This window comes from Pseudomonas sp. UBA7530, from assembly GCF_002479365.1.
In the GTDB taxonomy this organism is placed as follows: Bacteria; Pseudomonadota; Gammaproteobacteria; order Pseudomonadales; family Pseudomonadaceae; genus Aquipseudomonas.
Genome location: NZ_DLMS01000011.1, coordinates 14,087 through 36,148, shown reverse-complemented (window position 1 = coordinate 36,148; position 22,062 = coordinate 14,087). Strand labels below are relative to the sequence as shown.

Sequence of the window (22,062 nt, the reverse complement as noted above, 5' to 3'; positions counted from 1 at the left end):
GGGGGAAGGAAGATGGCCAAGGTATTCGCGATCGCCAATCAGAAAGGCGGCGTGGGCAAGACCACGACGTGCATCAACCTGGCCGCTTCTCTGGTGGCGACCAAGCGCCGCGTGCTGCTGATCGACCTCGACCCGCAGGGCAATGCGACCATGGGCAGCGGCGTCGACAAGCACGGTCTCGAGCACTCGATCTACGACGTACTGATCGGCGAGTGCGACCTGAGCCAGGCCATGCAGTTCTCCGAGCACGGAGGCTATCAGCTACTGCCGGCCAACCGTGACCTGACGGCCGCCGAAGTCGCGCTGCTGGAAATGAAGATGAAGGAGAGCCGCCTGCGTTACGCCCTGGCGCCGATCCGCGAGAATTACGACTACATCCTTATCGACTGCCCGCCGTCGCTGAACATGCTGACCATCAACGCCCTGGTCGCCGCCGATGGCGTGATCATCCCCATGCAGTGTGAGTACTACGCGCTCGAGGGGCTTAGCGACTTGGTCAACAGCATCCAGCGCATCGGCCAGCTGCTCAATCCCAAGCTGCAGATCGAAGGTCTGCTGCGTACCATGTACGACCCGCGCATCAGCCTGACCAACGACGTCAGCGCCCAGCTCAAGCAGCACTTCGGCGACAAGCTGTATGACGCCGTGATCCCGCGCAACGTCCGCCTGGCCGAGGCGCCGAGCTTCGGCATGCCGGCGCTGGTCTACGACAAACAATCCCGTGGTGCCATCGCCTATCTGGCCTTGGCCGGCGAGCTGGTGCGCCGTCAGCGCGCCGCCGCGAAAACCGCTACCGCTTAAGGAACATCCGCATGGCTGCGAAGAAACGAGGTCTGGGTCGAGGTCTGGACGCCCTGCTCGGTGGCAACACCGTCAGCGCACTGCAGGAAGAGGCCGCCCAGGTCGACACGCGCGAATTGCAGTACGTGCCGCTGGAGCTAATCCAGCGCGGCAAGTACCAGCCGCGCCGCGACATGGACCAGACCGCCCTGGAAGAACTCGCCGCTTCGATCCGTGCCCAGGGTGTGATGCAGCCCATCGTGCTGCGCCCGATTGGCGAGGGCCGTTTCGAGATCGTCGCCGGTGAGCGGCGCTGGCGTGCCAGCCAGCTGGCCGGCCAGGACAAGATCCCGGCCATGGTCCGCGAGCTGCCCGACGAGGCCGCCATCGCCATGGCGCTGATCGAGAACATCCAGCGCGAGGACCTCAACCCGATCGAGGAAGCCGTGGCGCTGCAGCGTCTGCAGCAGGAGTTCGAGCTGACCCAGCAACAGGTCGCCGATGCCGTCGGCAAATCGCGCGTCACCATCACCAACCTGCTGCGCCTGATCGCCCTGCCCGAGGAGATCAAGACCCTGCTCGCCCATGGCGATCTGGAGATGGGCCATGCCCGCGCACTGCTCGGTCTGCCCCTTGAACAGCAGGTCGAAGCGGCGCGACATGTTGTCGCACGCGGCCTTACCGTTCGTCAGACCGAGGCACTGGTGCGCCAGTGGCTGAGTGCCAAACCGGCCCCGGCAAAGGCCAAGGCCGACCCGGACATCAGTCGCCTGGAACAGAAGCTCGCAGAGCGTCTGGGCTCGCCCGTGCAGATTAAGCACGGTAGCAAGGGAAAAGGTCAGCTGGTGATCCGCTACAGCTCGCTCGACGAATTGCAGGGTGTACTGGCGCACATTCGTTGAAACAATTCCGTCTGTAGTCCTACTTCACTCCTACTACAGCACGGTTGATCGGGCGCAGGCTGGCCCATATACTCCCCGCGCAATTTTGTCGGCTATGTGCCGAGATTCGGTGGCTTTAAGGGAGAGGTCGATGGGCATCCCCAGTAAGGCCCCGTTTCATCGTCAGCCAGGTTTTCCGATCCTGATTCTTCAGGCCATCGTGACGGCTGTGATTACAGCGATTTTTGCCGTCAGTGGCGGATGGGTCGCGGCCTATTCGGCATTGCTGGGAGGGCTGATAGCCCTGCTGGCCAACGCGTATTTTGCATTCAAGGCCTTTCGTTACTTTGGCGCGCGTTCGGCCAAGGCCATTGTCCAGTCGATCTGGGCCGGGGCCATGGGTAAATGGATTATCACGGCAGTGCTGTTTGCACTGGCGTTCGTAGGGGTTGAACCACTGGACCCGATGAGGCTTTTCATCGGGTATCTGCTTGCCCTTCTGGCAGCAGCCTGTGCGCCCCTACTCATGAAAGTTTTCTGAAGCATTGGACCGTTTGAGGCGTTTATGGCTGATACCCCAGCAGAATATATCCAGCATCACCTGCAGAACCTGGTCTACGGCTCTCACCCGGAGAAGGGCTGGATCATTGCCCAGACCCCGGAAGAGGTGAAGGCAATGGGCTTCTGGGCTGTCCATGTGGACACCCTGGGCTGGTCCCTGTTCATGGGTCTGATCTTCATCACCCTGTTCCGCATTGCCGCCAAGCGCGCCGTGACCGGTGTGCCGACCGGCCTGCAGAACATGGCCGAGATGTGCATCGAATTCGTCCAGGGCATCGTCAAGGACACCTTCCACGGCAAGAACCCGTTGGTCGCGCCGCTGGCCCTGACCATCTTCGTCTGGGTGTTCCTGATGAACAGCCTGAAGTGGATCCCGGTCGACTACATCCCCGGCCTGGCACACGCCATGGGTCTGCCGTACTTCAAGATCGTCCCCACCGCCGACCCCAACGGTACCTTCGGTATCTCCCTGGGCGTATTCCTGCTGATCATCTTCTACAGCATCAAGGTCAAGGGCATCGGTGGCTTTACCAAGGAACTGTCGTTCACCCCGTTCAATCACTGGGCGCTGATTCCTTTCAACCTGTTCCTGGAAATCATCGGCCTGCTGACCAAGCCGCTGAGCCTGGCCCTGCGTCTGTTCGGCAACATGTATGCCGGTGAAGTGGTGTTTATCCTTATCGCGCTGCTGCCCTTCTACGTTCAGTGGGGTCTCAACGTGCCATGGGCTATCTTCCACATCCTGGTCATCCCGCTGCAGGCGTTCATTTTCATGGTGCTGACCGTGGTTTATCTGAGTGCTGCGCACGAAGATCACCACTGATCGACATCGAAAAACCCGAAAACCCCTAACTCGTAACCTTAACCTCTAAAAACTCTGGAGCTAACTATGGAACTCGTCTACATCGCCGCTGCCATCATGATCGGTCTGGGTGCCCTGGGTACCGGTATCGGCTTCGCCCTGCTGGGCGGCAAGCTGCTGGAATCCACCGCTCGCCAGCCTGAGCTGGGCCCGCAGCTGCAAACCAAGACCTTCCTGATGGCCGGTCTGCTCGACGCCGTTCCGATGATCGGCGTTGGTATCGCGATGTACCTGATCTTCGTTGTCGCGGGTTAAGAGTTCCTGAGTTCGAGGCAGCATGACGCGTGCTGCCTCTATCAGGCTTTTCTTCCCGGAACACGAGATAGCACGAGGTAAATCGCTGTGAACATTAACCTGACCCTGTTCGGTCAAACGATTGCCTTCGCTATTTTCGTCTGGTTCTGCATGAAGTTCGTATGGCCGCCGCTGACGCAGGCCATGCAGGAACGCCAGAAGAAAATCGCAGAAGGTCTGGATGCTGCCGGGCGCGCCGAGCGCGATCTGCAGTTGGCCCAGGAACGCGCGGCCCAGATGCTTCGTGAGACCAAAGAGCAAGCTGCCGAGATTCTCGATCGGGCGAACAAGACCGCCAACGCAATCGTCGAAGAAGCCAAGGCCCAGGCCCGCTCTGAAGGTGAAAAGCTGATCGCTGGCGCCAAAGCCGAAATCGATCTGGAAGTGAACCGTGCCAAGGATCAACTGCGTTCGCAGGTAGCAGCTCTGGCTGTCACCGGCGCCGAGCAGATCCTGCAGTCCTCCGTGGACGGCACTGCGCACAACGATCTGGTCGCAAAACTGGCCTCTCAACTCTAAGCGAGGCTCGCGATGATCAATACCAACACGCTCGCTCGGCCCTACGCGAAAGCCGCGTTTGAGTTTGCCAGTGCTGCACAGCAGGCCGATGCCTGGCTGAACATGCTGTCGCTGACCGCGGCTGCGGTGCAAACGCCGGCCATGGCCCAGCAGTTGGTCAACCCGGCGTTGACCGATGAGCAGAAAGTCAATGTGCTGGCGCAGATCTGTGCCGGTCACATCGACGCTTCGTTCAGCAACTTCCTGCGCTCGCTGGGTAGCAACGACCGACTGTCGCTGCTGCCGGTAGTACGCGAACAGTTCGCCGTGCTGAAGGCTGAAGCCGAACGCGCCCTCGATGTCGAGGTCGAGTCGGCTTTCGAGCTCAATACCGAGCAATTGCAAACTCTGGCTGCCGCCCTTTCCAAGCGGCTCGATCGTACCGTCCAGCCCAAGCCCGTGGTCAATCCCGCCCTGATCGGCGGCGTTGTCATTCGTGCAGGTGACCTGGTCATCGACGGTTCGGTCCGCGGCAAGCTGAACAAGCTGGCCGAAGCGTTGAAATCCTGATTTGAGGGAACTGGCATGCAGCAATTGAATCCTTCCGAAATTAGCGAAATCATCAAGCAGCGCATTGAGTCGCTTGATGTATCCGCTCAAGCCCGTAATGAAGGCACCATCGTCAGCGTTTCCGACGGTATCGTGCGCATTTACGGCCTCGCCGACGTGATGTACGGCGAGATGATCGAATTCCCTGGTGGCGTGTACGGCATGGCCCTGAACCTGGAGCAGGACTCCGTGGGTGCCGTGGTACTGGGTAGCTATCTGACCCTCGCCGAAGGCATGAGCGCCAAGTGCACCGGCCGCATCCTGGAAGTCCCGGTTGGTCCGGAACTGCTGGGTCGCGTCGTCGACGCACTGGGTAACCCGATCGATGGCAAAGGCCCGATCAACGCCGCCGCTACCGACGCTGTCGAAAAAGTGGCTCCGGGCGTGATCTGGCGTAAGTCGGTCGACCAGCCGGTGCAGACCGGTTACAAGTCGGTCGATGCCATGATCCCGGTCGGCCGTGGCCAGCGCGAGCTGATCATCGGTGACCGTCAGATCGGTAAGACTGCTCTGGCCGTCGACGCCATCATCAACCAGAAAGACAGCGGCATCCGCTGCGTCTACGTTGCCATCGGTCAGAAGCAATCGACCATCGCCAACGTGGTACGCAAGCTGGAAGAAGCTGGCGCCCTGGCCAACACCATCGTGGTAGCAGCTTCGGCTTCCGAGTCCGCTGCACTGCAGTTCCTGGCTCCGTACGCCGGCTGCACCATGGGTGAATACTTCCGTGACCGCGGTGAAGACGCCCTGATCGTGTACGACGACCTGTCCAAGCAGGCCGTTGCCTACCGTCAGATCTCCCTGCTGCTGCGCCGTCCGCCAGGCCGTGAAGCCTATCCGGGCGACGTGTTCTATCTCCACAGCCGTCTGCTGGAGCGCGCTTCCCGCGTTTCCGAAGAGTACGTCGAGAAGTTCACCAATGGCGCCGTAACCGGCAAGACTGGCTCGCTGACCGCTCTGCCGATCATCGAAACCCAGGCTGGTGACGTTTCCGCGTTCGTTCCGACCAACGTGATTTCGATCACCGACGGTCAGATCTTCCTGGAATCGGCCATGTTCAACTCGGGTATCCGTCCGGCCGTCAACGCCGGTATCTCGGTATCCCGCGTAGGTGGCGCGGCTCAGACCAAGATCATCAAGAAGCTCTCCGGTGGTATCCGTACCGCTCTGGCTCAGTACCGTGAACTGGCGGCATTCGCCCAGTTCGCTTCTGACCTGGACGAAGCCACCCGCAAGCAGCTCGAGCATGGTCAGCGCGTAACCGAGCTGATGAAGCAGAAGCAGTATGCGCCGATGTCCATTGCCGAAATGTCGGTGTCCCTGTACGCAGCCGAGCGTGGCTTCCTGCAGGACATCGAAGTCGCCAAGGTCATCAGCTTCGAGCAGGCCCTGATCGCCTTCTTCAAGCGTGATCACGCCGACCTGATGGCGAAGATCAACGAGAAGGGTGACTTCAACGACGAGATCGACGCTGGCCTGAAAGCCGGTATCGAGAAGTTCAAGGCCACCCAAACCTGGTAACCGCAGCGGGGGCTTCGGCCCCCGCCTGCTTGAACCAAAAGGTGTGAAATGGCAGGCGCAAAAGAGATTCGCAGCAAGATTGCGAGCATCAAAAGCACGCAAAAGATCACCAGCGCCATGGAAAAAGTGGCGGTCAGCAAAATGCGCAAGGCTCAACAGCGCATGGCTGCCGGTCGCCCCTACGCCGAGCGTATTCGTCAGGTGATCGGTCACCTGGCCAAGGCGAACCCGGAATACCGCCACTCGTTCATGGTGGAGCGTGAAGTACAGCGCGTCGGTTATATCGTGGTGACCTCGGATCGTGGCCTGTGCGGTGGTTTGAACATCAACCTGTTCAAGGCGCTGTTGAAAAGCCTGAAGGGTTGGCGTGACCAGAAGGTCGACGCCGATTTCTGCGTGGTGGGCAGCAAGGGCGCGAGCTTCTTCCGCAGCAACGGGGGCAACGTGGTTGCCGCCATTAGCAAGCTGGGTGAAGAGCCGTCCATCAACGACCTGATCGGTAGCGTCAAGGTCGTGCTGGATGCCTACGCCGAAGGCCGTATCGACCGTCTCTACCTGGTCTCGAACAAGTTCGTGAACACCATGGTGCAGAAGCCGGAAGTGCAGCAGTTGCTGCCGCTGGCCGCGAGCGAAGAGCAAGGCGTACAGAAAGGTCTGTGGGACTACGTGTACGAGCCGGACGCCCAGCAACTGCTGGATTCGCTGCTGGTGCGCTACGTTGAATCGCAGGTCTATCAGGCCGTGGTCGAGAACAGCGCGTGCGAACAGGCTGCGCGGATGATCGCGATGAAGAACGCAACCGACAACGCCGGTGATCTCATCAAGGACCTGCAGCTGGTTTACAACAAGGCACGTCAGGCAGCGATCACCCAGGAAATTTCGGAAATCGTCGGCGGCGCTGCCGCGGTTTAAGAACGGTTCAAATATTCAGAGGAACCAAAGATGAGTAGCGGACGTATCGTTCAAATCATCGGCGCCGTTATCGACGTGGAATTCCCGCGCGATCAGGTACCGAACGTATACGAAGCCCTGAAGGTACAGGGCGCTGAAACCACCCTGGAAGTCCAGCAGCAGCTGGGCGACGGCGTGGTACGTACCATTGCCATGGGTTCGACCGAAGGCCTCAAGCGTGGCCTGGACGTCAACAGCACTGGTAAGGCCATCTCCGTACCGGTCGGTAAAGCGACCCTGGGCCGGATCATGGACGTACTGGGCAACCCGATCGACGAAGCCGGCCCCATCGGTGAAGAAGAGCAGTGGGAAATCCACCGCGCTGCGCCGAGCTACGCCGAGCAAGCCGGCGGCAACGACCTGCTGGAAACCGGTATCAAGGTAATCGACCTGGTCTGCCCGTTCGCCAAGGGCGGTAAGGTCGGCCTGTTCGGTGGCGCCGGTGTGGGCAAGACCGTAAACATGATGGAGCTGATCCGTAACATCGCCATCGAGCACAGCGGTTATTCCGTGTTCGCCGGTGTGGGTGAGCGTACTCGTGAGGGTAACGACTTCTACCACGAGATGAAGGACTCCAACGTTCTCGACAAGGTAGCCCTGGTCTACGGTCAGATGAACGAGCCACCAGGCAACCGTCTGCGCGTCGCGCTGACCGGCCTGACCATGGCCGAGAAGTTCCGTGACGAAGGTCGTGACGTTCTGCTGTTCGTCGACAACATCTACCGTTACACCCTCGCCGGTACCGAAGTATCCGCACTGCTCGGCCGTATGCCGTCGGCAGTAGGTTACCAGCCGACTCTGGCCGAAGAGATGGGCGTTCTGCAGGAGCGTATTACCTCCACCAAGAAAGGCTCCATTACTTCGATCCAGGCCGTATACGTACCTGCGGACGACCTGACCGACCCAAGCCCGGCGACCACCTTCGCCCACTTGGACGCCACCGTCGTACTGTCCCGTGACATCGCTTCCCTGGGTATCTACCCGGCCGTTGACCCGCTGGACTCCACCAGCCGTCAGCTGGACCCGAACGTGATCGGCCAGGAGCACTACGAGACCGCTCGTGGCGTTCAGTATGTTCTGCAGCGCTACAAGGAGCTGAAGGACATCATCGCGATCCTGGGTATGGACGAACTGTCCGAAGACGACAAGCTGCTGGTAGCGCGCGCTCGTAAGATCCAGCGCTTCCTGTCCCAGCCGTTCTTCGTGGCTGAAGTCTTCACCGGTGCCCCGGGCAAGTACGTGTCCCTGAAGGACACCATTGCCGGCTTCAGCGGCATTCTCAAAGGCGACTACGACCACCTGCCGGAACAAGCGTTCTACATGGTAGGCGGCATCGACGAAGCCATCGAGAAAGCCAAGAAATTGTAAGTAACGGGTGCGCCCTCAAGGGGGCGTCCGGGCCGGATAGGGCTGCTGCCCGATCCGGCCTCTCAACCGAGGCATTGTTATGGCTATGTCAGTCCACTGCGATATCGTCAGTGCGGAAGAAGAGCTGTTCTCGGGGCTGGTGGAAATGGTCATCGCCCACGGTCACCTCGGTGATCTGGGTATCCTGCCGGGCCACACCCCGCTGCTGACCGATCTCAAGCCGGGTCCGGTGCGAGTGATCAAGCAGGGTGGTACCGAGGAGGTGTTCTACATCTCCGGTGGCTTCCTGGAAGTTCAGCCGAGCATGGTGAAGGTTCTTGCCGACACTGCTGTTCGTGCCGGCGACCTGGATGAAGCCGCAGCCATCGAGGCGCGCAAGGCCGCCGAGAAGGCGCTGAGCGAGAAGGGCACCGAGTTCGACTACGGCAGTGCTTCGGCACGCCTGGCCGAGGCTGCTGCCCAACTGCGCACCATCGAAGAGATGCGCAGGAAGTTCGGCGGCCGCAGCCGCTGATCGCGTAACGCGGTATCACGCAAAGGGGCGACTTAGGTCGCCCCTTTGCGTTTCTGGCAAAATAGCGTTCTTTTTCGCGCGGCTCTTTCTCGCCGCGGACCCATCCTGCCCAGCAAGGAGCTTTCTATGAGTCTGGATATCGTCATTCTCGCCGCCGGCCAGGGCACGCGCATGCGTTCAGCGCTGCCCAAGGTGCTGCACCCGGTCGCCGACAAGCCGATGCTGGGGCATGTCATCGACACCGCACGCAGCTTGCAGCCCGGCAGCATCCAAGTGGTGATCGGCCACGGTGCCGACAAGGTGCGCGAGCGCCTGGCCGCCGATGACCTGAATTTCGTCATCCAGGCCGAGCAGCTCGGCACCGGCCACGCTGTGGCGCAGGCTCTGCCGCAGCTCAGTGCCGAGCGCGTGCTGATCCTCTACGGCGATGTGCCGCTGATCGAGACCGCAACTCTCGAGCGTCTGCTGGCCCTGGTCAGCGACAACCAGCTGGGCCTGCTCACCGTCGAACTGGCTGACCCGACCGGCTACGGCCGTATCGTGCGCAACGAGCAAGGCGTGGTGCAGGCCATCGTCGAGCACAAGGATGCCAGCGAAGCGCAGCGACAGATCCGCGAGGGCAATACCGGCATCCTCGCCGTGCCCGGCAAGCGCCTGGCCGACTGGCTGGGCCGCCTGTCCAACAGCAACGCCCAGGGTGAGTACTACCTGACCGACGTGATCGCCATGGCCGTTGCCGACGGCCTGACCGTGGCCACCGAACGTGCCAGCGACGAAATGGAAGTGCTCGGCGCCAACGACCGCATCCAGCTCGCGCAGCTCGAATGTCATTACCAGCAGCGCATGGCTCGCCGTCTGATGGCCCAGGGCGTCACCCTGCGCGACCCGCATCGCTTCGACGTGCGCGGTCAGGTGAGCGTCGGCCGCGACGTGACCATCGACATCAACGTGATCCTCGAAGGCAAGGTGGTGATCGAAGACGATGTGCAGATCGGCCCCAACTGCGTGATCAAGGACTCGGTGCTGCGCAAGGGCGCCATCGTCAAGGCCAACAGCCACCTGGACGGCGCCGAGATGGGCGAGGGCGCCGACTGTGGCCCGTTCGCGCGTCTGCGCCCGGGCACCAAACTGGGCGCCAAGGCCCATGTGGGCAACTTCGTGGAGCTGAAGAACGCGGTGATGGGCGAAGGCGCCAAGGCCGGACACCTGAGTTACCTGGGCGATGCCGAGATCGGCGCCCGCACCAACATCGGTGCCGGCACCATCACCTGCAACTATGACGGCGCCAACAAGTTCCGCACCGTCATGGGCGAGGACGTGTTCATCGGCTCCAATAGCGCGCTGGTGGCACCGGTAACGCTGGGCGATCGCGCCACCACGGGCGCCGGTTCGGTGGTGACCAGCGACGTGCCGGCGGACACGCTGGCAGTCGGCCGGGCAAAGCAGCGCAATATCGAAGGCTGGAAGCGTCCGACCAAGAAGTGAACGCCTGGCTCGCCTGAGGTTTTGAACAGAACCTTGGGCGTCAGGGTGTGGATAACCGTGCAGGAGGATGTCTGGAATGTTCGGTGTGACGGATTATGCGGCCTTCGTGGTGGCTTTCATCATCCTGCTGGCCATTCCCGGGCCGGGTAACCTGGCGCTGATCCTGTCCACCGGCAAGGGCGGCATTCGCGGTGGACTGGCCTCGACCTTCGGCATCATCTTCGGTGACCAGGTGCTGCTGTGGCTGGCGGTAGCCGGGGTTGCCGCGCTGCTCAAAACCTATCCGACAGCCTTCGATGTCGTGCAATGGCTCGGTGCAGCCTATCTGGTCTATCTGGGGCTGCGCATGACCCTGGCCAAACCCGGTGCTGCCCCGACGCTGGAGATCAGGCCGCGCCAATACCTGTGGCAAACCCTGGTGATCACCGTCTTCAACCCCAAGGCCATCATCTTCTACATGGCCTTCTTCCCGCTGTTCATCGACCCGCTGCGCCATCAGGGGCTGATTACTTTCGGTTTCATGGCCGTGACCATCATGGTACTGACCTTCCTTTACGGCCTGCTGATCGTGCTGCTGACACACTTTCTCGCCGAGCGTATGCGCGCCAACCCACGTATCGCGAGGGGGTTGGAGAAAATGGCAGGGCTGTGCCTGGTCGGTTTCGGGGTCAAACTGACGCTGAACTGATCGACGGACGCTTGCGGGCCTTTCGATCATATGTTTTGATTCGCGCCACTATCTTTCGAATCGAAACTTAAGCATGTCGAAGCGCAACACGCCGCAACGTCGCCACACCATCCTCGCCTTGCTCGCCGAGCAGGGCGAAGTGAGTGTGGACGCCCTGGCTCAGCACTTCGCCACCAGCGAAGTGACCATCCGCAAGGATCTCGCTGCCCTGGAAAAGAACGGCTTGCTGTTGCGTCGCTACGGCGGTGCCGTGCCGGTGCCGCAGGAACTGATCGGCGAACCGACGCAGCCTATTTCCCCCTACAAGCAGGCCATCTCCCGCGCCGGTGTGGCGCGAATCCGCGAACATGCGCGGATCATCATCGACAGCGGCACCACCACCGCGGCGATGATTCCGCAGCTTGGCTACAAGCCCGGACTGGTGGTGATGACCAACTCACTCAACGTGGCCAACGCCCTGCGCGATATTGAGCACGAGCCGGTGCTGTTGATGACCGGCGGCACCTGGGACCCGCATTCGGAGTCCTTCCAGGGCCAGGTGGCCGAGCAGGTGCTGCGCTCCTACGACTTCGACCAGCTGTTCATTGGCGCCGATGGCATCGACCTGGAGCGTGGCACCACCACCTTCAACGAACTGCTCGGCCTGTCGCGGGTGATGGCCGAGGTGGCCCGCGAGGTCATCGTCATGGTCGAGAGCGACAAGATCGGCCGGCGCATTCCCAATCTGGAACTGCCCTGGAGCAGCGTCCATACCCTGATCACCGACGAGCGCCTGGATGCCCAGGCGGCCGAACAGATACGCGCGCGCGGCATCCAACTGATCCTCGCGCCGCTGGAAAACTAAGGAGAGCCCCATGTGTGGAATCGTAGGCGCCATCGCCGAGCGCAATATCACCCCTGTCCTGGTCGAAGGTCTCAAGCGCCTGGAGTATCGCGGCTATGACAGCGCCGGCGTGGCGCTGCTGACCGAACTGGGTGCGCTGGATCGCCGCCGCCGAGTCGGCAAGGTCAGCGAACTACAGGCTGCCCTGCAGGCCGAGCCGCTGGCCGGGCGCCTGGGTATCGCCCACACCCGTTGGGCCACTCATGGCGCGCCGAGCGAGCGTAACGCTCACCCACACTTCTCCGGCCAGGAGCTGGCCGTGGTGCACAACGGCATCGTCGAGAACCACGAAGCGCTACGCGAGCGCCTCAAGGGCCTCGGCTACGTCTTCACCTCCGACACCGACACCGAAACCATCGTCCACCTGCTCGATCACAAGTTGCAGCAGTTCGGCGACCTCTCGGCCGCGCTCAGGGCCGCCATCCCGGAACTGCACGGCGCCTACGGCCTGGCGGTGATCAGCGCCAAGCAGCCGGATCGCCTGCTCGCCGCGCGCAGTGGCAGCCCGCTGGTAATCGGTCTGGGTCTGGGCGAGAACTTCCTCGCCTCCGACCAACTGGCCCTGCGCCAGGTCACCGACCGCTTCATGTACCTGGAGGAAGGCGATATCGCCGAGATTCGCCGCGACAGCGTGCAGATCTGGGACGCCGCCGGCCAGCCGGTGCAGCGCGATGCGGTGCAGTACCACGAAGGCGCCGAAGCGGCGGACAAGGGCGAGTACCGCCACTTCATGCTCAAGGAGATCCACGAGCAGCCCAAGGTCGTGCAGCGCACCCTGGAAGGCCGCCTGGGTAACGATCACGTGCTGGTGCAGGCCTTCGGTCCGCAGGCGGCCGAGCTGTTCGCCAAGGTCAAGAACGTACAGATCGTCGCCTGCGGCACCAGCTACCACGCCGGCATGGTTGCCCGTTACTGGCTGGAAGAGCTGGCCGGCATTCCCTGCCAGGTCGAAGTGGCCAGCGAATTCCGCTACCGCAAGGTGGTGGTGCAGCCGGATACCCTGTTCGTCAGCGTTTCGCAGTCTGGTGAAACCGCCGACACCCTGGCCGCGCTGCGCAACGCCAAGGAGAAGGCGCCGGGGCAGGGCGGCTACCTGGCCAGCCTGGTGATCTGCAACGTCGGCACCAGCTCGCTGGTGCGCGAGTCGGACCTGTGCCTGCTGACCCAGGCCGGCCCGGAAATCGGCGTGGCCTCTACCAAGGCCTTCACTACCCAATTGGTCGGCCTGATGCTGCTGACCCTGGCCTTGGGCCAGGTGCACGGCAACCTGAACAAGGCGCTGGCCGCCGAGCTGGTGGAAGAACTGCGTCGCCTGCCGACCCGCTTGGGCGAAGCGCTGGCCATGGACAAGACCGTGGAGAAGATTTCCGAGCTGTTCGCCGAGAAGCACCACAGCCTGTTCCTCGGCCGTGGCGCGCAGTATCCGGTGGCCATGGAAGGCGCGCTCAAGCTCAAGGAAATCTCCTACATCCACGCCGAGGCCTATCCGGCCGGTGAGCTCAAGCACGGCCCGCTGGCCTTGGTCGACGCCGACATGCCGGTGGTCACCGTGGCGCCGAACAACGAGCTGCTGGAAAAGCTCAAGTCCAATCTGCAGGAAGTGCGCGCCCGTGGCGGTGAGCTGATCGTCTTCGCTGACCAACAGGCCGGCATGAGCAACGGCGAGGGCACCCATGTGGTGGCCATGCCGCATATCCACGACCTGCTCGCGCCGATCCTCTACACCGTGCCGCTGCAGCTGCTGTCCTACTACGTTGCCGTGCTCAAGGGCACCGACGTCGACCAGCCACGCAATCTCGCAAAAAGCGTAACGGTGGAATGAGCTAGCTTATTCGCTGACACCCCTATTGGTTGGGAACAACATAGTCTGACAAAAAACAATAAAGATGGACAAATGACAACATAGTCTGACAAAGTTGATAACCCCCTGTTTTTACAGGGGGTTTTGTTTTATGTCTCCCCGTTTGTCAGGATTCTGCTCCACGAGAAAAAAGAGGCGTAGCCTGAAAAGTCCTCTCTGCGCGCATGCAGGGAAGCGAATATTTCCTATACTTTTTTCGGGGATGACCTTTAACGGTGCCAGACGGTAGGGGAGGTAGGGTTGCGAGGGCGTAAATTTAAGACAGAGGCTGATGTAGAACGGCACAGGAAGAAGGGGTTTGGTGACGGTGCCGGGGCTAGCTATGTCCCTTGGTTGCGTGTCCAGGATGTGCCGTCGCAAGGTCGTTCCCACAGAATCCCAGGGCTGAAATTTGATCGTGTCCACCACTTATTCTCAGACCTTGAACGCGCCTATTACCTCGCCTGCGAGTTCTCAGAAGACGTAATAGACATCCGTGAGCAGTACCCCCTCTTCCCAAGAGAGAAAACTCAAGCCATTGCCACTTCAAACGGCATTCGCCATCCCGTGTATCCGGGGTCATCTGTGCCATTGGTCATGACTACAGACTTCCTGCTGACCGTCAGGCAATTGGATGGTAGTGAGAAACTGGTTGCTAGGTCCGTCAAATACACGAAAGAACTTTCCGGTAAAGATCCATTAAGAACGCTTGAAAAATTAAAAATAGAAAAGTTGTTCTGGAATAGTCAGGGTATTGATTGGAACATAGTTACGGAAGAGAGGTTTACCCCTAACCTTGTTAAGAACCTCGGGCTACTTCGCAATTACTCAAGCCTACCTCGCGCTTTACTTGAGCAATCTCTGCAGACTGACTTCATTCAGTTTCTAGTAGAGTATCGGCCATATCCTCTGAATGCGGCTGAGTGCTTAAGAAAAATAGCATCAAGAATGCATATTAATTATCAGGACGCAAAGAATATTTTCCTCTATCTTGCTTGGAATAAGCGTCTGATTTTTGACCTTTCTAAAGCGCCAATACAGATGCAATCACCAATCCCCAGCTTTGAAATTTATGACGATGACTGCGGCGTGCAAGCAGCTGCTGGAGTTGCGATTTGAAAGTCAGAGTTAATGATGTATTAGAGCCGGTGACGGAGAACTCACCGATTCATGGTATGGTCAGAGTTCTTTTTCTTGATATCGAAAACGATGTTGCCAGCTTGATCGGGCTGCAAGATCCGCTGCGGAGTCCATTCGATTTAACGATAGACGAACTATCAAAGTCTATATCGGAAGGAGATACGAAGCATGTCGTTGTACAGACACCTGAGTATATGTTGGTTCTTGAAGAGGACCTGACTGATAAGCAAAAATCCGATCGTGATTACAAATGGAATGTAATAGCTCCTTTAATTGAATCACATTACCCTGGTCAAATATTTTATCCCGGCCAGATGGGGAGAATGATATCAGAACGTGCCGCTGAGCTAGGGGTGACACTAAAGCAGATATACAGATTGCTCTACCGCTTCTGGGCAAACGGGCAGATAAAAAACGCCTTTCTGAAAAACTACGCTAATACTGGTAAATCAGTTAGGAACTACGACTCCTCAAAGCCTCCAGGTAGAAAGCCAAAATACCAAGGCGTTGATGTCGATCGGTGTAAGTTTCTAGATGCTGCTGACATAAAGTGTATCCAGATTGGGTATGCGTTGTATGCGGATGGGGATGTATCTAAAAAAACGTCTGCCTATAATAAAATGCTGTCGAAGTTTTATAGTGTTAAGAGTACTTCGAAAAACCCAGAAGCCGAAATAAAGCTACTTCCAACATCTCAGATGCCCTCAGCGCGGCAGTTTATTTATTGGGGGGAAAAGGCTTTTGATGCCATTCAGCGAGAGCGTGGCCGGATGGGGGAACGCAAATGGATAAAAGACCGCCGCCCTCTCTCAGGGACCGTTCGTGATGGGCTAAGAGGTCCCGGACATCAATTTGAAATTGATGCAACTATCGCCGATATCTATCTAACAAATAGCTACTCAAGGCACATGCTTATAGGGCGCCCGGTTGTTTATGTGGTTATTGATAGCTTTTCTGGGATGATTGTTGGGTTGTATGTGGGGTTAGAAGGACCTAGCTGGAATGGTGCTAGACAAGCACTCTTCAATGCTTTTTCTTCAAAGGCGGAATATTGTGCCTTACATGGTGTAACGCTGGCTGCTGAAGAATGGGACTGTAACCACCTTCCCCACCAAATCTATGCAGACAGGGGCGAGATGATTGCCGCGGCTTCTGACGGTTTGGCTAAAGGTCTGAAAATCGAAATAGGCAATGCACCTCCTTATAGGCCTGATTGGAAATCAGTAGTAGAAAGTAGCTTTAGGGTACTTAACAATATTACTGAAATCAGGTGGCTTCCAGGAGGGGTAGCGGCGAGAGATAAGGAGCGAGGTGAGCGTGATTATCGGCTTGACGCTACGCTTAATCTAAGAGAATTTACAAAGATAATTATCAAGGCGGTTCTTCATTATAATAAATTTAATTGGCAGCCGGACAGGCTGACCAAGGAAATGGTTGACGATAATATTGATCCAACTCCGGCAAGTATCTGGAAATGGGCACTTGAGAAAGGCGTTATCGATTCGAATAATAAACCTGATGACTTGATATACCTCAATTTGCTTCCGCGTGATAAGGCTACTGTTAGAAAAAACGGTATCGTCTTTCGTGGAATGTACTACACCTGCGATATAGCGACTGCTAATAATTGGTTTGCTAAATCCCGTAGCAGCGGCGTCTGGGCTGTGGATTGCTGGTATGACCCTAACTCATCAGCTCATATTTGGATTCAGGGAGATAATAAGAAGTTCGAGAGGTGCACGCTGCGCTTGGCTGATGTTAAGTATGCAGAGTATCGTTCTGATGAGATTTTTGATGTCCTTGAAGCGACGCGACAAGTTAGTCCAAGCCATAAGCGTGCTGAACTCGAAAGCCTTATTTCGCTCCAGCAAACCACTGAAAATACGATAAGTACTGCTATGGCTGAGAAAAAGGAAGAGTTAGCACCGACTACCAAGTCTGAAAAAATTAAGAATATTCGAAAAAATCGCGCTGATGAGCGTGAGCTACTTAGAGAAAAAGCAACAGTTCCAGATGGCGTTAGAGTTGATGAATCTGCTCAGCCGGCGCAGATATTGAAAAAAAATAAGGACTCCTACGCAGGGGGACGTAGCTCTCAGGTTATCGATATGCTTAAACGTTTGAGACCAGGTGCAGATAAATGAGCATGTCTCAAGTTTTTGCTAGTTATACAAAGCAACCTATTCAAGATTATGCTGGAAATCCACTTATTGAAGCACTACCTCCGATTCTCACTGAGGAGGCAGCGATGGTTTCACTTGGCTGTTTCCCACCTATTCCTTCCCAAGATGAGCTTGATCTTGACTGCTCATTACGCATCCACTGTGTGGATCGTTTGCGCTCAGTGATTCAACCATTGCTGATTCACCTAGAGCTGCAGTCAATATTTTCTTCGCTGATTCGATGGGGATATGTAGGTCGTAACCCAAGATCACCTGATACTGTCAGGCATCTACATTCTTTATCTAAGTCTAAGGGATACCATAGCGGATTTAAGTCGACTGCTGAGACTTTTAGCTTGGTCGGTCTAAGCGGCATTGGGAAATCTACGGCGCTCGAATCTATCCTAAGTTTGTATCCACAGACAATTAAGCATACCCAATACGAGGGTAAGCAATTTGTACATACGCAAATTTCTTGGTTGAAACTAGACTGCCCAAGAGATGGTTCATTGTCTGGTTTCTGTCAGCAATTTTTCATTTCTATCGGTGAGGCAATTGGTGATAAGGATTACCCTAAGCGTTACCGTGCCAGAAATATAAACGACGCTCTTCAGCAGATGGAGCAGGTCGCGAGCAATTTTTACATAGGCGCGCTGCTCATTGATGAAATTCAGAACCTCCACCTTGCTAAAACTGGTGGTAAGGACAGCATGCTGAATTTTTTTCTCCATCTTGTTAACAACCTTGGGATCCCAGTGGTATTTATTGGGACCAACTCAATGGTTAGCCTTTTCTCCGACGTAATGAGAAATGCGCGGCGGACATGCGGCTTGGGAGTGGTTGAGTTCAAACACTTTCAGCGAGATGACGAAGAGTGGCGAAACCTAGTTGAAACTCTTTGGAGTTATCAGTGGTGTAGGCAGCGTGCCGGGCTGACTGATGAAATTTATGATGCTCTATACGATCGTACCCAGGGGGTGACCGACTTCCTTGTGAAGCTTCTGGTTCTGACTCAGCGCTATGCCATTCAGAGCGGGGAAGAACGCATCACAGCAGCGTCAATACGAATGGTCAGTGACTCTAAGATGAAAATCCTGGCACCTGCTCTCTCCGCGTTGCGCAGCCGGGACCCGAAAGCCATGAGCCGATTTGAGGATCTGCTGCCTGTGGATGCTCAACTGGCCGAGATGATGACGCCTGATCCGGGATCAAGCGGTGCTCGATTGAAGATGCTGCGTACATATTCAAGCGGCGCGTTGGCATCGGCAGCTAACCCAGAAACGAAGCCTGTCGTACATGCGGCGGTAGCCGTTACTGAGGAGCACGAGCTGTTGGGCATCAGCCAGAGCGATGACCCATTGCAGTCACTTCGTGAGGCAGGGTGGATTAACCAGGACATCTTTGAGTTTTCCCCCGCCTATCGGAAGAGCTGAGTGGCTGGGAGAGAATGATGCGGCGGCTCCATTTTTTCCCAACACCATTTCATGATGAAACCCTTCATAGCATCTTTTCCAGGTATGCACGGCTCGATGGTTTAGGTACTACTCGAGGAGGTTTTCCTGTAGATCTAAGGAGGATGGGGTTCTCGGGCAATGTTCCGTTCCCATGCCACCTCTCCGACCTAGTCGACATGCTTCCTGTTGGCACGGAGCTGTCGGTACCTGTGCTGATAGGTCGTCATACCCTTTTGCCATACTATCAACCGTTCCTGACAGAGCATCAGCTACGTACGGCGTTTGCTCAAATGTCAGGTGGAAATGGGCACGCATTAGAGCTTCGTTTAGGCGTGATTGCCAGCCGACTTGAGAGCACCTCCCGTATTCGTTTTTGCCCAACATGTGTCGATCAAGACAGAGAGAACCTGGGCGTTGCGTATTGGCACAGAGTTCATCAATTGCCGGGCGTATGGATCTGCCCACACCACACGACCCTATTGAAGGCGCTGGATCATCGGAGGTTTAGCCGCTGTAGGAAGCGAATTCAGTTGCCCGAGGACGATGAGGTTCAGTCGACCACGTTAGATCTCGACATAAGAGATGAGCACTACACGACATTGCTTGAAATCTCCCAGATGTCTTGGGAGGTGCTCCAGGCAAACAATCCTCCATGCCCCGCCTGGCAAGTCCGTTCAGCCCTGTTAGATGGAGCAAAAGCGCTTGGATTGGCGTCCACTAGTGGGCGGCTTCATCTTGGGGCTCTGGCTGCACATATGGAGTCGTTCTTTCAGCGGTTACCTAATTTTGGTGAGTTTTCTATCCTGCAGGCCAGGGCCGTGGGGATTCCGGAACAGTGGGTCACCAAGACGTTGAGAAAGCCCAGGCGTACCCGCCACCCACTCAAGCTCCTTGTGATGGCAAGCGCTATGAAGGTTGATCTTCCGAGCTTCATCCAAAAAAGAGAGGAGGCCTTGAGGGGAAGTGGGGAGCATGAGCGTGCAGGTGTGGCTCAGGTTATCTCGCGTGTGTTTCCGATCGAGAAGTTGGTCCTCAATGTGGCAGCACAGCCGCAAGATCTTTGGGCCATGGTGATGCAGGGATTTAGTGCGGATGAAATGTCGGCATCACTCGGCGTCTCCCTCGCAAGCGTCTATAGAGCTATCAGAGCTCACTCTGACGGTTCTGCTATATGGCAGCGAGCAAGGTACGCTAGGGATTTGGCGCAGCGCCGTGAGCGGTTTGTAAGCCAGTACACGAGCCACCTATCCCATGAGTGTTCTGATTACGTGTGGCTTCACCGACATGACCGTGCATGGCTCTCTGCCCATCTTCAGCTAGTAGGTCATCACCGGTGTGATCAGAAAGATGACCGCCCGCTGTCTGAGTTGGATGCGTCCCTGGCCGGCCAAGTTGTCGTTTGTGCTCGTGCGCTTCGGGTGGTCCCTGGTAAGCCTATCCACATAACCAAATCCAGGATTGCCCGAGAGCTAGATGTCGTCTCTCGATTTGAAAAGCAGCTTGGTAGGCTTCCGTTGTGTTCTGCCGCGCTAGTTGCAGCGTGTGAAAGTACTGGCGAATTTCGCAGGCGGCGCTTGCTTTGGGCTATGCAGCAGCTGGAGGTCGATGGCCGGCTGGTAACGCCATCGTTGCTATATAAAACGGCATCTATTCGTCCGCATACCTTGTATGACAGTGAATAGCTCGAGTCTGGGACGCACTGTAGGCGGATAGAGTTAGGAAACTTACAGTTTCTCAGATGCCGAGCTATGCATGTTTGGATGAAAATGTATCTATTTGGTAACGTCAATATGCGCTACTGGTTTTCTGTGTTGTACACTTTCAACAAGGTAGTGTGTAGAATATAAAACGATGCGTTAACCCGAATAAAGATCCGTCCTGTTTTGAGCCGCTCTGCCCTGTAATGTCGAATATACTATTTTTCCCCGAATCGATGTCGGATGAAATGCTATTGTCTCGAATCACGCGATATCACGTGCTCTCGGGGAATAAGAAGGAATCCGAAACCTTTCAAGAATTGTTTGGCTCGATACCATTTTCCCTATCGATAATACCCAAGCAACTAGACACGCTTGCGTCTAGGTTACCTGGAGATAAGGACGCTAACCTAGTTCAGTTGCTGATGGAGAATACTAATTTTCCGTCATACAAGCCTTTCATCGGGTTGTCGAAATATCAGCAGGGCGATGAGGCAATAGCATCTGTTGCTCGGATGCCACGAAGGGAAAGCTCGACGCATAATCGAGCGAAAATATGTCCGTCTTGTGTACGAGCAGATCTTGTCGAGTCTGGATACTCCTACTGGCACCGGGCCCATCAGATGCCAGGGGTAACTGCGTGTTGGCGCCATGGGGAGGTGCTCTTACAGTCATGCCCGGCCTGCTCACATCCGTTCTTTCGAAAGCTCAAGTTACTTCCTGATATGAGGGAAGGTTGTCCCTGTGGGTGGAGTTCCTTAGCGCCAACATCATATTCAGCTGCTTCGGATATTGAGCGTGAGTATGCGATCTTTGCGAAAGATATTTTGCAACGAGATCTACCATACACTGATTTTAAAATTTTATCAGACTGCTACCGTCGGCAAGCTATAAAGAAGGGATTCAATAATGGAGGTTTGCTAGGTTCGGCAAAGTTAGTGGGCAGCATAAAGACTGCGTATGGAGATGAACTGCTTTCCCGAATGGATAAGGCATATGGTAAGGGACTTCGGAGTCAATGGATTAGGATCTCTTCATCAAGGGGGCAAATTGATATGCCGCTGGTGAGGCATCTTATAGTCTGTCAGCAATTATTTGGTGACGTTGATAATTTTGAAAAGCGTTTGCTAGAAGAATCCATAATAGCTAGTGAAAGGAAAAAGTCGCGTAGCGCTTCACGAGAAGAAGCTCCAAAGAGCAAAAGGGCTGAGTGCCGTAGTAAAGTTAGAGTGCTGGCTGCAGCAAGGCCGGATATGGATATGGATTACCTCTGGGCTAATGCCTATCAAGTTACTCGCTGGTTGAACGAAAATGATAAAGAATGGCTATTAGCTACACTCGGTAGGAAGGTAATTGTTCAGGAAAAATTCAGCCCTAAAGATTGTGTTAATGATCAAATGTACGCCGGGCTGGTTCGCGATGGAGTGCGTGATTTATACCGTATTGCTCAGGGCCAGAAGAGAGTAAATATTAGTAATATGCTGGCGTTACTGCCTAGAAGAATTCAGACCTGCCCTTTGATGCGTAAAGAGTTTTATCCTGCTCTTTCGCAACAGATAGAGCTCCATGCAGAGTCGGTTTGGCATTTTCGGCTGAGGAGAATTGTCTGGGCTATGTCGGAAATATCGAGACTGAATCTGCCAATGAATACTTCAAATAAAAGGCTGTTTGCGTCAGTTCCTGATAAGGCTTGGATTGCCATACAGCATCACTTCGACTGGGATGTTGACGCACTGATTCGTACCCGCCTAAGTCCCGAAGAGCTTCTTAATTCAACAGGTGTGTCTCATCAGTGGGAGGGCCCGCCAGGCTGTGATGAGCCTTTAGGGGGGAACGCCTACATGGAGCGAGCTCGCAGGAATTCTACTTAGAGC

At 56.5% G+C, this 22,062-nt stretch carries 20 protein-coding genes and 1 pseudogene; all 21 read left to right on the top strand.

The window, feature by feature from the left end:
• Positions 1-12 precede the first annotated feature (12 nt).
• A complete protein-coding gene (locus B2U07_RS14140; protein WP_013717985.1) occupies positions 13-801 on the top strand; it encodes a ParA family protein in 789 nt (262 codons plus the stop codon).
• Positions 802-812: 11 nt separating this feature from the next.
• A complete protein-coding gene (locus B2U07_RS14135) occupies positions 813-1,682 on the top strand; it encodes a ParB/RepB/Spo0J family partition protein (protein ID WP_275546288.1) in 870 nt (289 codons plus the stop codon).
• Between the two features lie 130 nt (positions 1,683-1,812).
• Positions 1,813-2,202, top strand: a complete 390-nt coding sequence (locus B2U07_RS14130) for a F0F1 ATP synthase subunit I (RefSeq protein ID WP_275546289.1) — start codon at positions 1,813-1,815, stop codon at positions 2,200-2,202.
• Positions 2,203-2,226: 24 nt separating this feature from the next.
• Positions 2,227-3,045, top strand: coding sequence for a F0F1 ATP synthase subunit A (gene atpB / locus B2U07_RS14125; RefSeq protein WP_275546290.1), 819 nt, complete (start codon positions 2,227-2,229; stop codon positions 3,043-3,045).
• A gap of 66 nt (positions 3,046-3,111) precedes the next feature.
• Positions 3,112-3,339: a F0F1 ATP synthase subunit C gene (gene atpE / locus B2U07_RS14120; protein ID WP_003241387.1), complete on the top strand. Its 228-nt coding sequence runs from the start codon at positions 3,112-3,114 to the stop codon at positions 3,337-3,339.
• Between the two features lie 87 nt (positions 3,340-3,426).
• Positions 3,427-3,897, top strand: coding sequence for a F0F1 ATP synthase subunit B (locus B2U07_RS14115; RefSeq protein ID WP_197858693.1), 471 nt, complete (start codon positions 3,427-3,429; stop codon positions 3,895-3,897).
• Between the two features lie 12 nt (positions 3,898-3,909).
• A complete protein-coding gene (locus B2U07_RS14110; protein WP_197858692.1) occupies positions 3,910-4,446 on the top strand; it encodes a F0F1 ATP synthase subunit delta in 537 nt (178 codons plus the stop codon).
• 15 nt (positions 4,447-4,461) lie between these two features.
• Positions 4,462-6,006 carry a F0F1 ATP synthase subunit alpha gene (gene atpA, locus B2U07_RS14105; protein WP_197858691.1) on the top strand — a complete coding sequence of 515 codons (1,545 nt, stop codon included), beginning with the start codon at positions 4,462-4,464 and terminating at the stop codon, positions 6,004-6,006.
• A 48-nt stretch (positions 6,007-6,054) separates the two neighbouring features.
• Positions 6,055-6,918 carry a F0F1 ATP synthase subunit gamma gene (atpG, locus tag B2U07_RS14100; protein WP_197858690.1) on the top strand — a complete coding sequence of 288 codons (864 nt, stop codon included), beginning with the start codon at positions 6,055-6,057 and terminating at the stop codon, positions 6,916-6,918.
• 30 nt (positions 6,919-6,948) lie between these two features.
• Entirely contained in the window at positions 6,949-8,325 is a 1,377-nt protein-coding gene (gene atpD / locus B2U07_RS14095; protein WP_012020331.1) for a F0F1 ATP synthase subunit beta, read from the top strand.
• 79 nt (positions 8,326-8,404) lie between these two features.
• Positions 8,405-8,839, top strand: a complete 435-nt coding sequence (locus tag B2U07_RS14090) for a F0F1 ATP synthase subunit epsilon (protein ID WP_099525064.1) — start codon at positions 8,405-8,407, stop codon at positions 8,837-8,839.
• Between the two features lie 126 nt (positions 8,840-8,965).
• On the top strand, positions 8,966-10,324 hold the full coding sequence (gene glmU, locus B2U07_RS14085) for a bifunctional UDP-N-acetylglucosamine diphosphorylase/glucosamine-1-phosphate N-acetyltransferase GlmU (RefSeq protein WP_275546291.1): 1,359 nt from the start codon (positions 8,966-8,968) through the stop codon (positions 10,322-10,324).
• Positions 10,325-10,400: 76 nt separating this feature from the next.
• Positions 10,401-11,012, top strand: coding sequence for a LysE family transporter (locus tag B2U07_RS14080; protein ID WP_275546292.1), 612 nt, complete (start codon positions 10,401-10,403; stop codon positions 11,010-11,012).
• Between the two features lie 73 nt (positions 11,013-11,085).
• Positions 11,086-11,856, top strand: coding sequence for a DeoR/GlpR family DNA-binding transcription regulator (locus tag B2U07_RS14075; protein WP_275546293.1), 771 nt, complete (start codon positions 11,086-11,088; stop codon positions 11,854-11,856).
• Positions 11,857-11,866: 10 nt separating this feature from the next.
• The gene (gene glmS / locus B2U07_RS14070; RefSeq protein WP_275546294.1) at positions 11,867-13,717 is read left to right on the top strand and encodes a glutamine--fructose-6-phosphate transaminase (isomerizing); all 1,851 of its coding nucleotides are present in this window, start codon (positions 11,867-11,869) and stop codon (positions 13,715-13,717) included.
• 279 nt (positions 13,718-13,996) lie between these two features.
• A complete protein-coding gene (locus B2U07_RS14065; RefSeq protein WP_296277155.1) occupies positions 13,997-14,854 on the top strand; it encodes a TnsA endonuclease N-terminal domain-containing protein in 858 nt (285 codons plus the stop codon).
• Positions 14,851-17,019 carry a Mu transposase C-terminal domain-containing protein gene (locus B2U07_RS14060; RefSeq protein WP_296277154.1) on the top strand — a complete coding sequence of 723 codons (2,169 nt, stop codon included), beginning with the start codon at positions 14,851-14,853 and terminating at the stop codon, positions 17,017-17,019. The genes B2U07_RS14065 and B2U07_RS14060 overlap by 4 nt, the downstream gene beginning before the upstream one ends.
• On the top strand, positions 17,016-18,470 hold the full coding sequence (locus B2U07_RS14055; protein ID WP_296277153.1) for an ATP-binding protein: 1,455 nt from the start codon (positions 17,016-17,018) through the stop codon (positions 18,468-18,470). The genes B2U07_RS14060 and B2U07_RS14055 overlap by 4 nt, the downstream gene beginning before the upstream one ends.
• A 14-nt stretch (positions 18,471-18,484) precedes the next feature.
• Complete coding sequence (locus B2U07_RS23125) at positions 18,485-20,173, top strand: TnsD family Tn7-like transposition protein (RefSeq protein ID WP_419096348.1); 1,689 nt, start codon at positions 18,485-18,487, stop codon at positions 20,171-20,173.
• Between the two features lie 221 nt (positions 20,174-20,394).
• Positions 20,395-20,838: pseudogene (locus tag B2U07_RS14050) on the top strand (TniQ family protein); the annotation flags it as partial.
• A 75-nt stretch (positions 20,839-20,913) separates the two neighbouring features.
• On the top strand, positions 20,914-22,059 hold the full coding sequence (locus B2U07_RS14045) for a transposase (protein ID WP_296277641.1): 1,146 nt from the start codon (positions 20,914-20,916) through the stop codon (positions 22,057-22,059).
• Positions 22,060-22,062 lie beyond the last annotated feature (3 nt).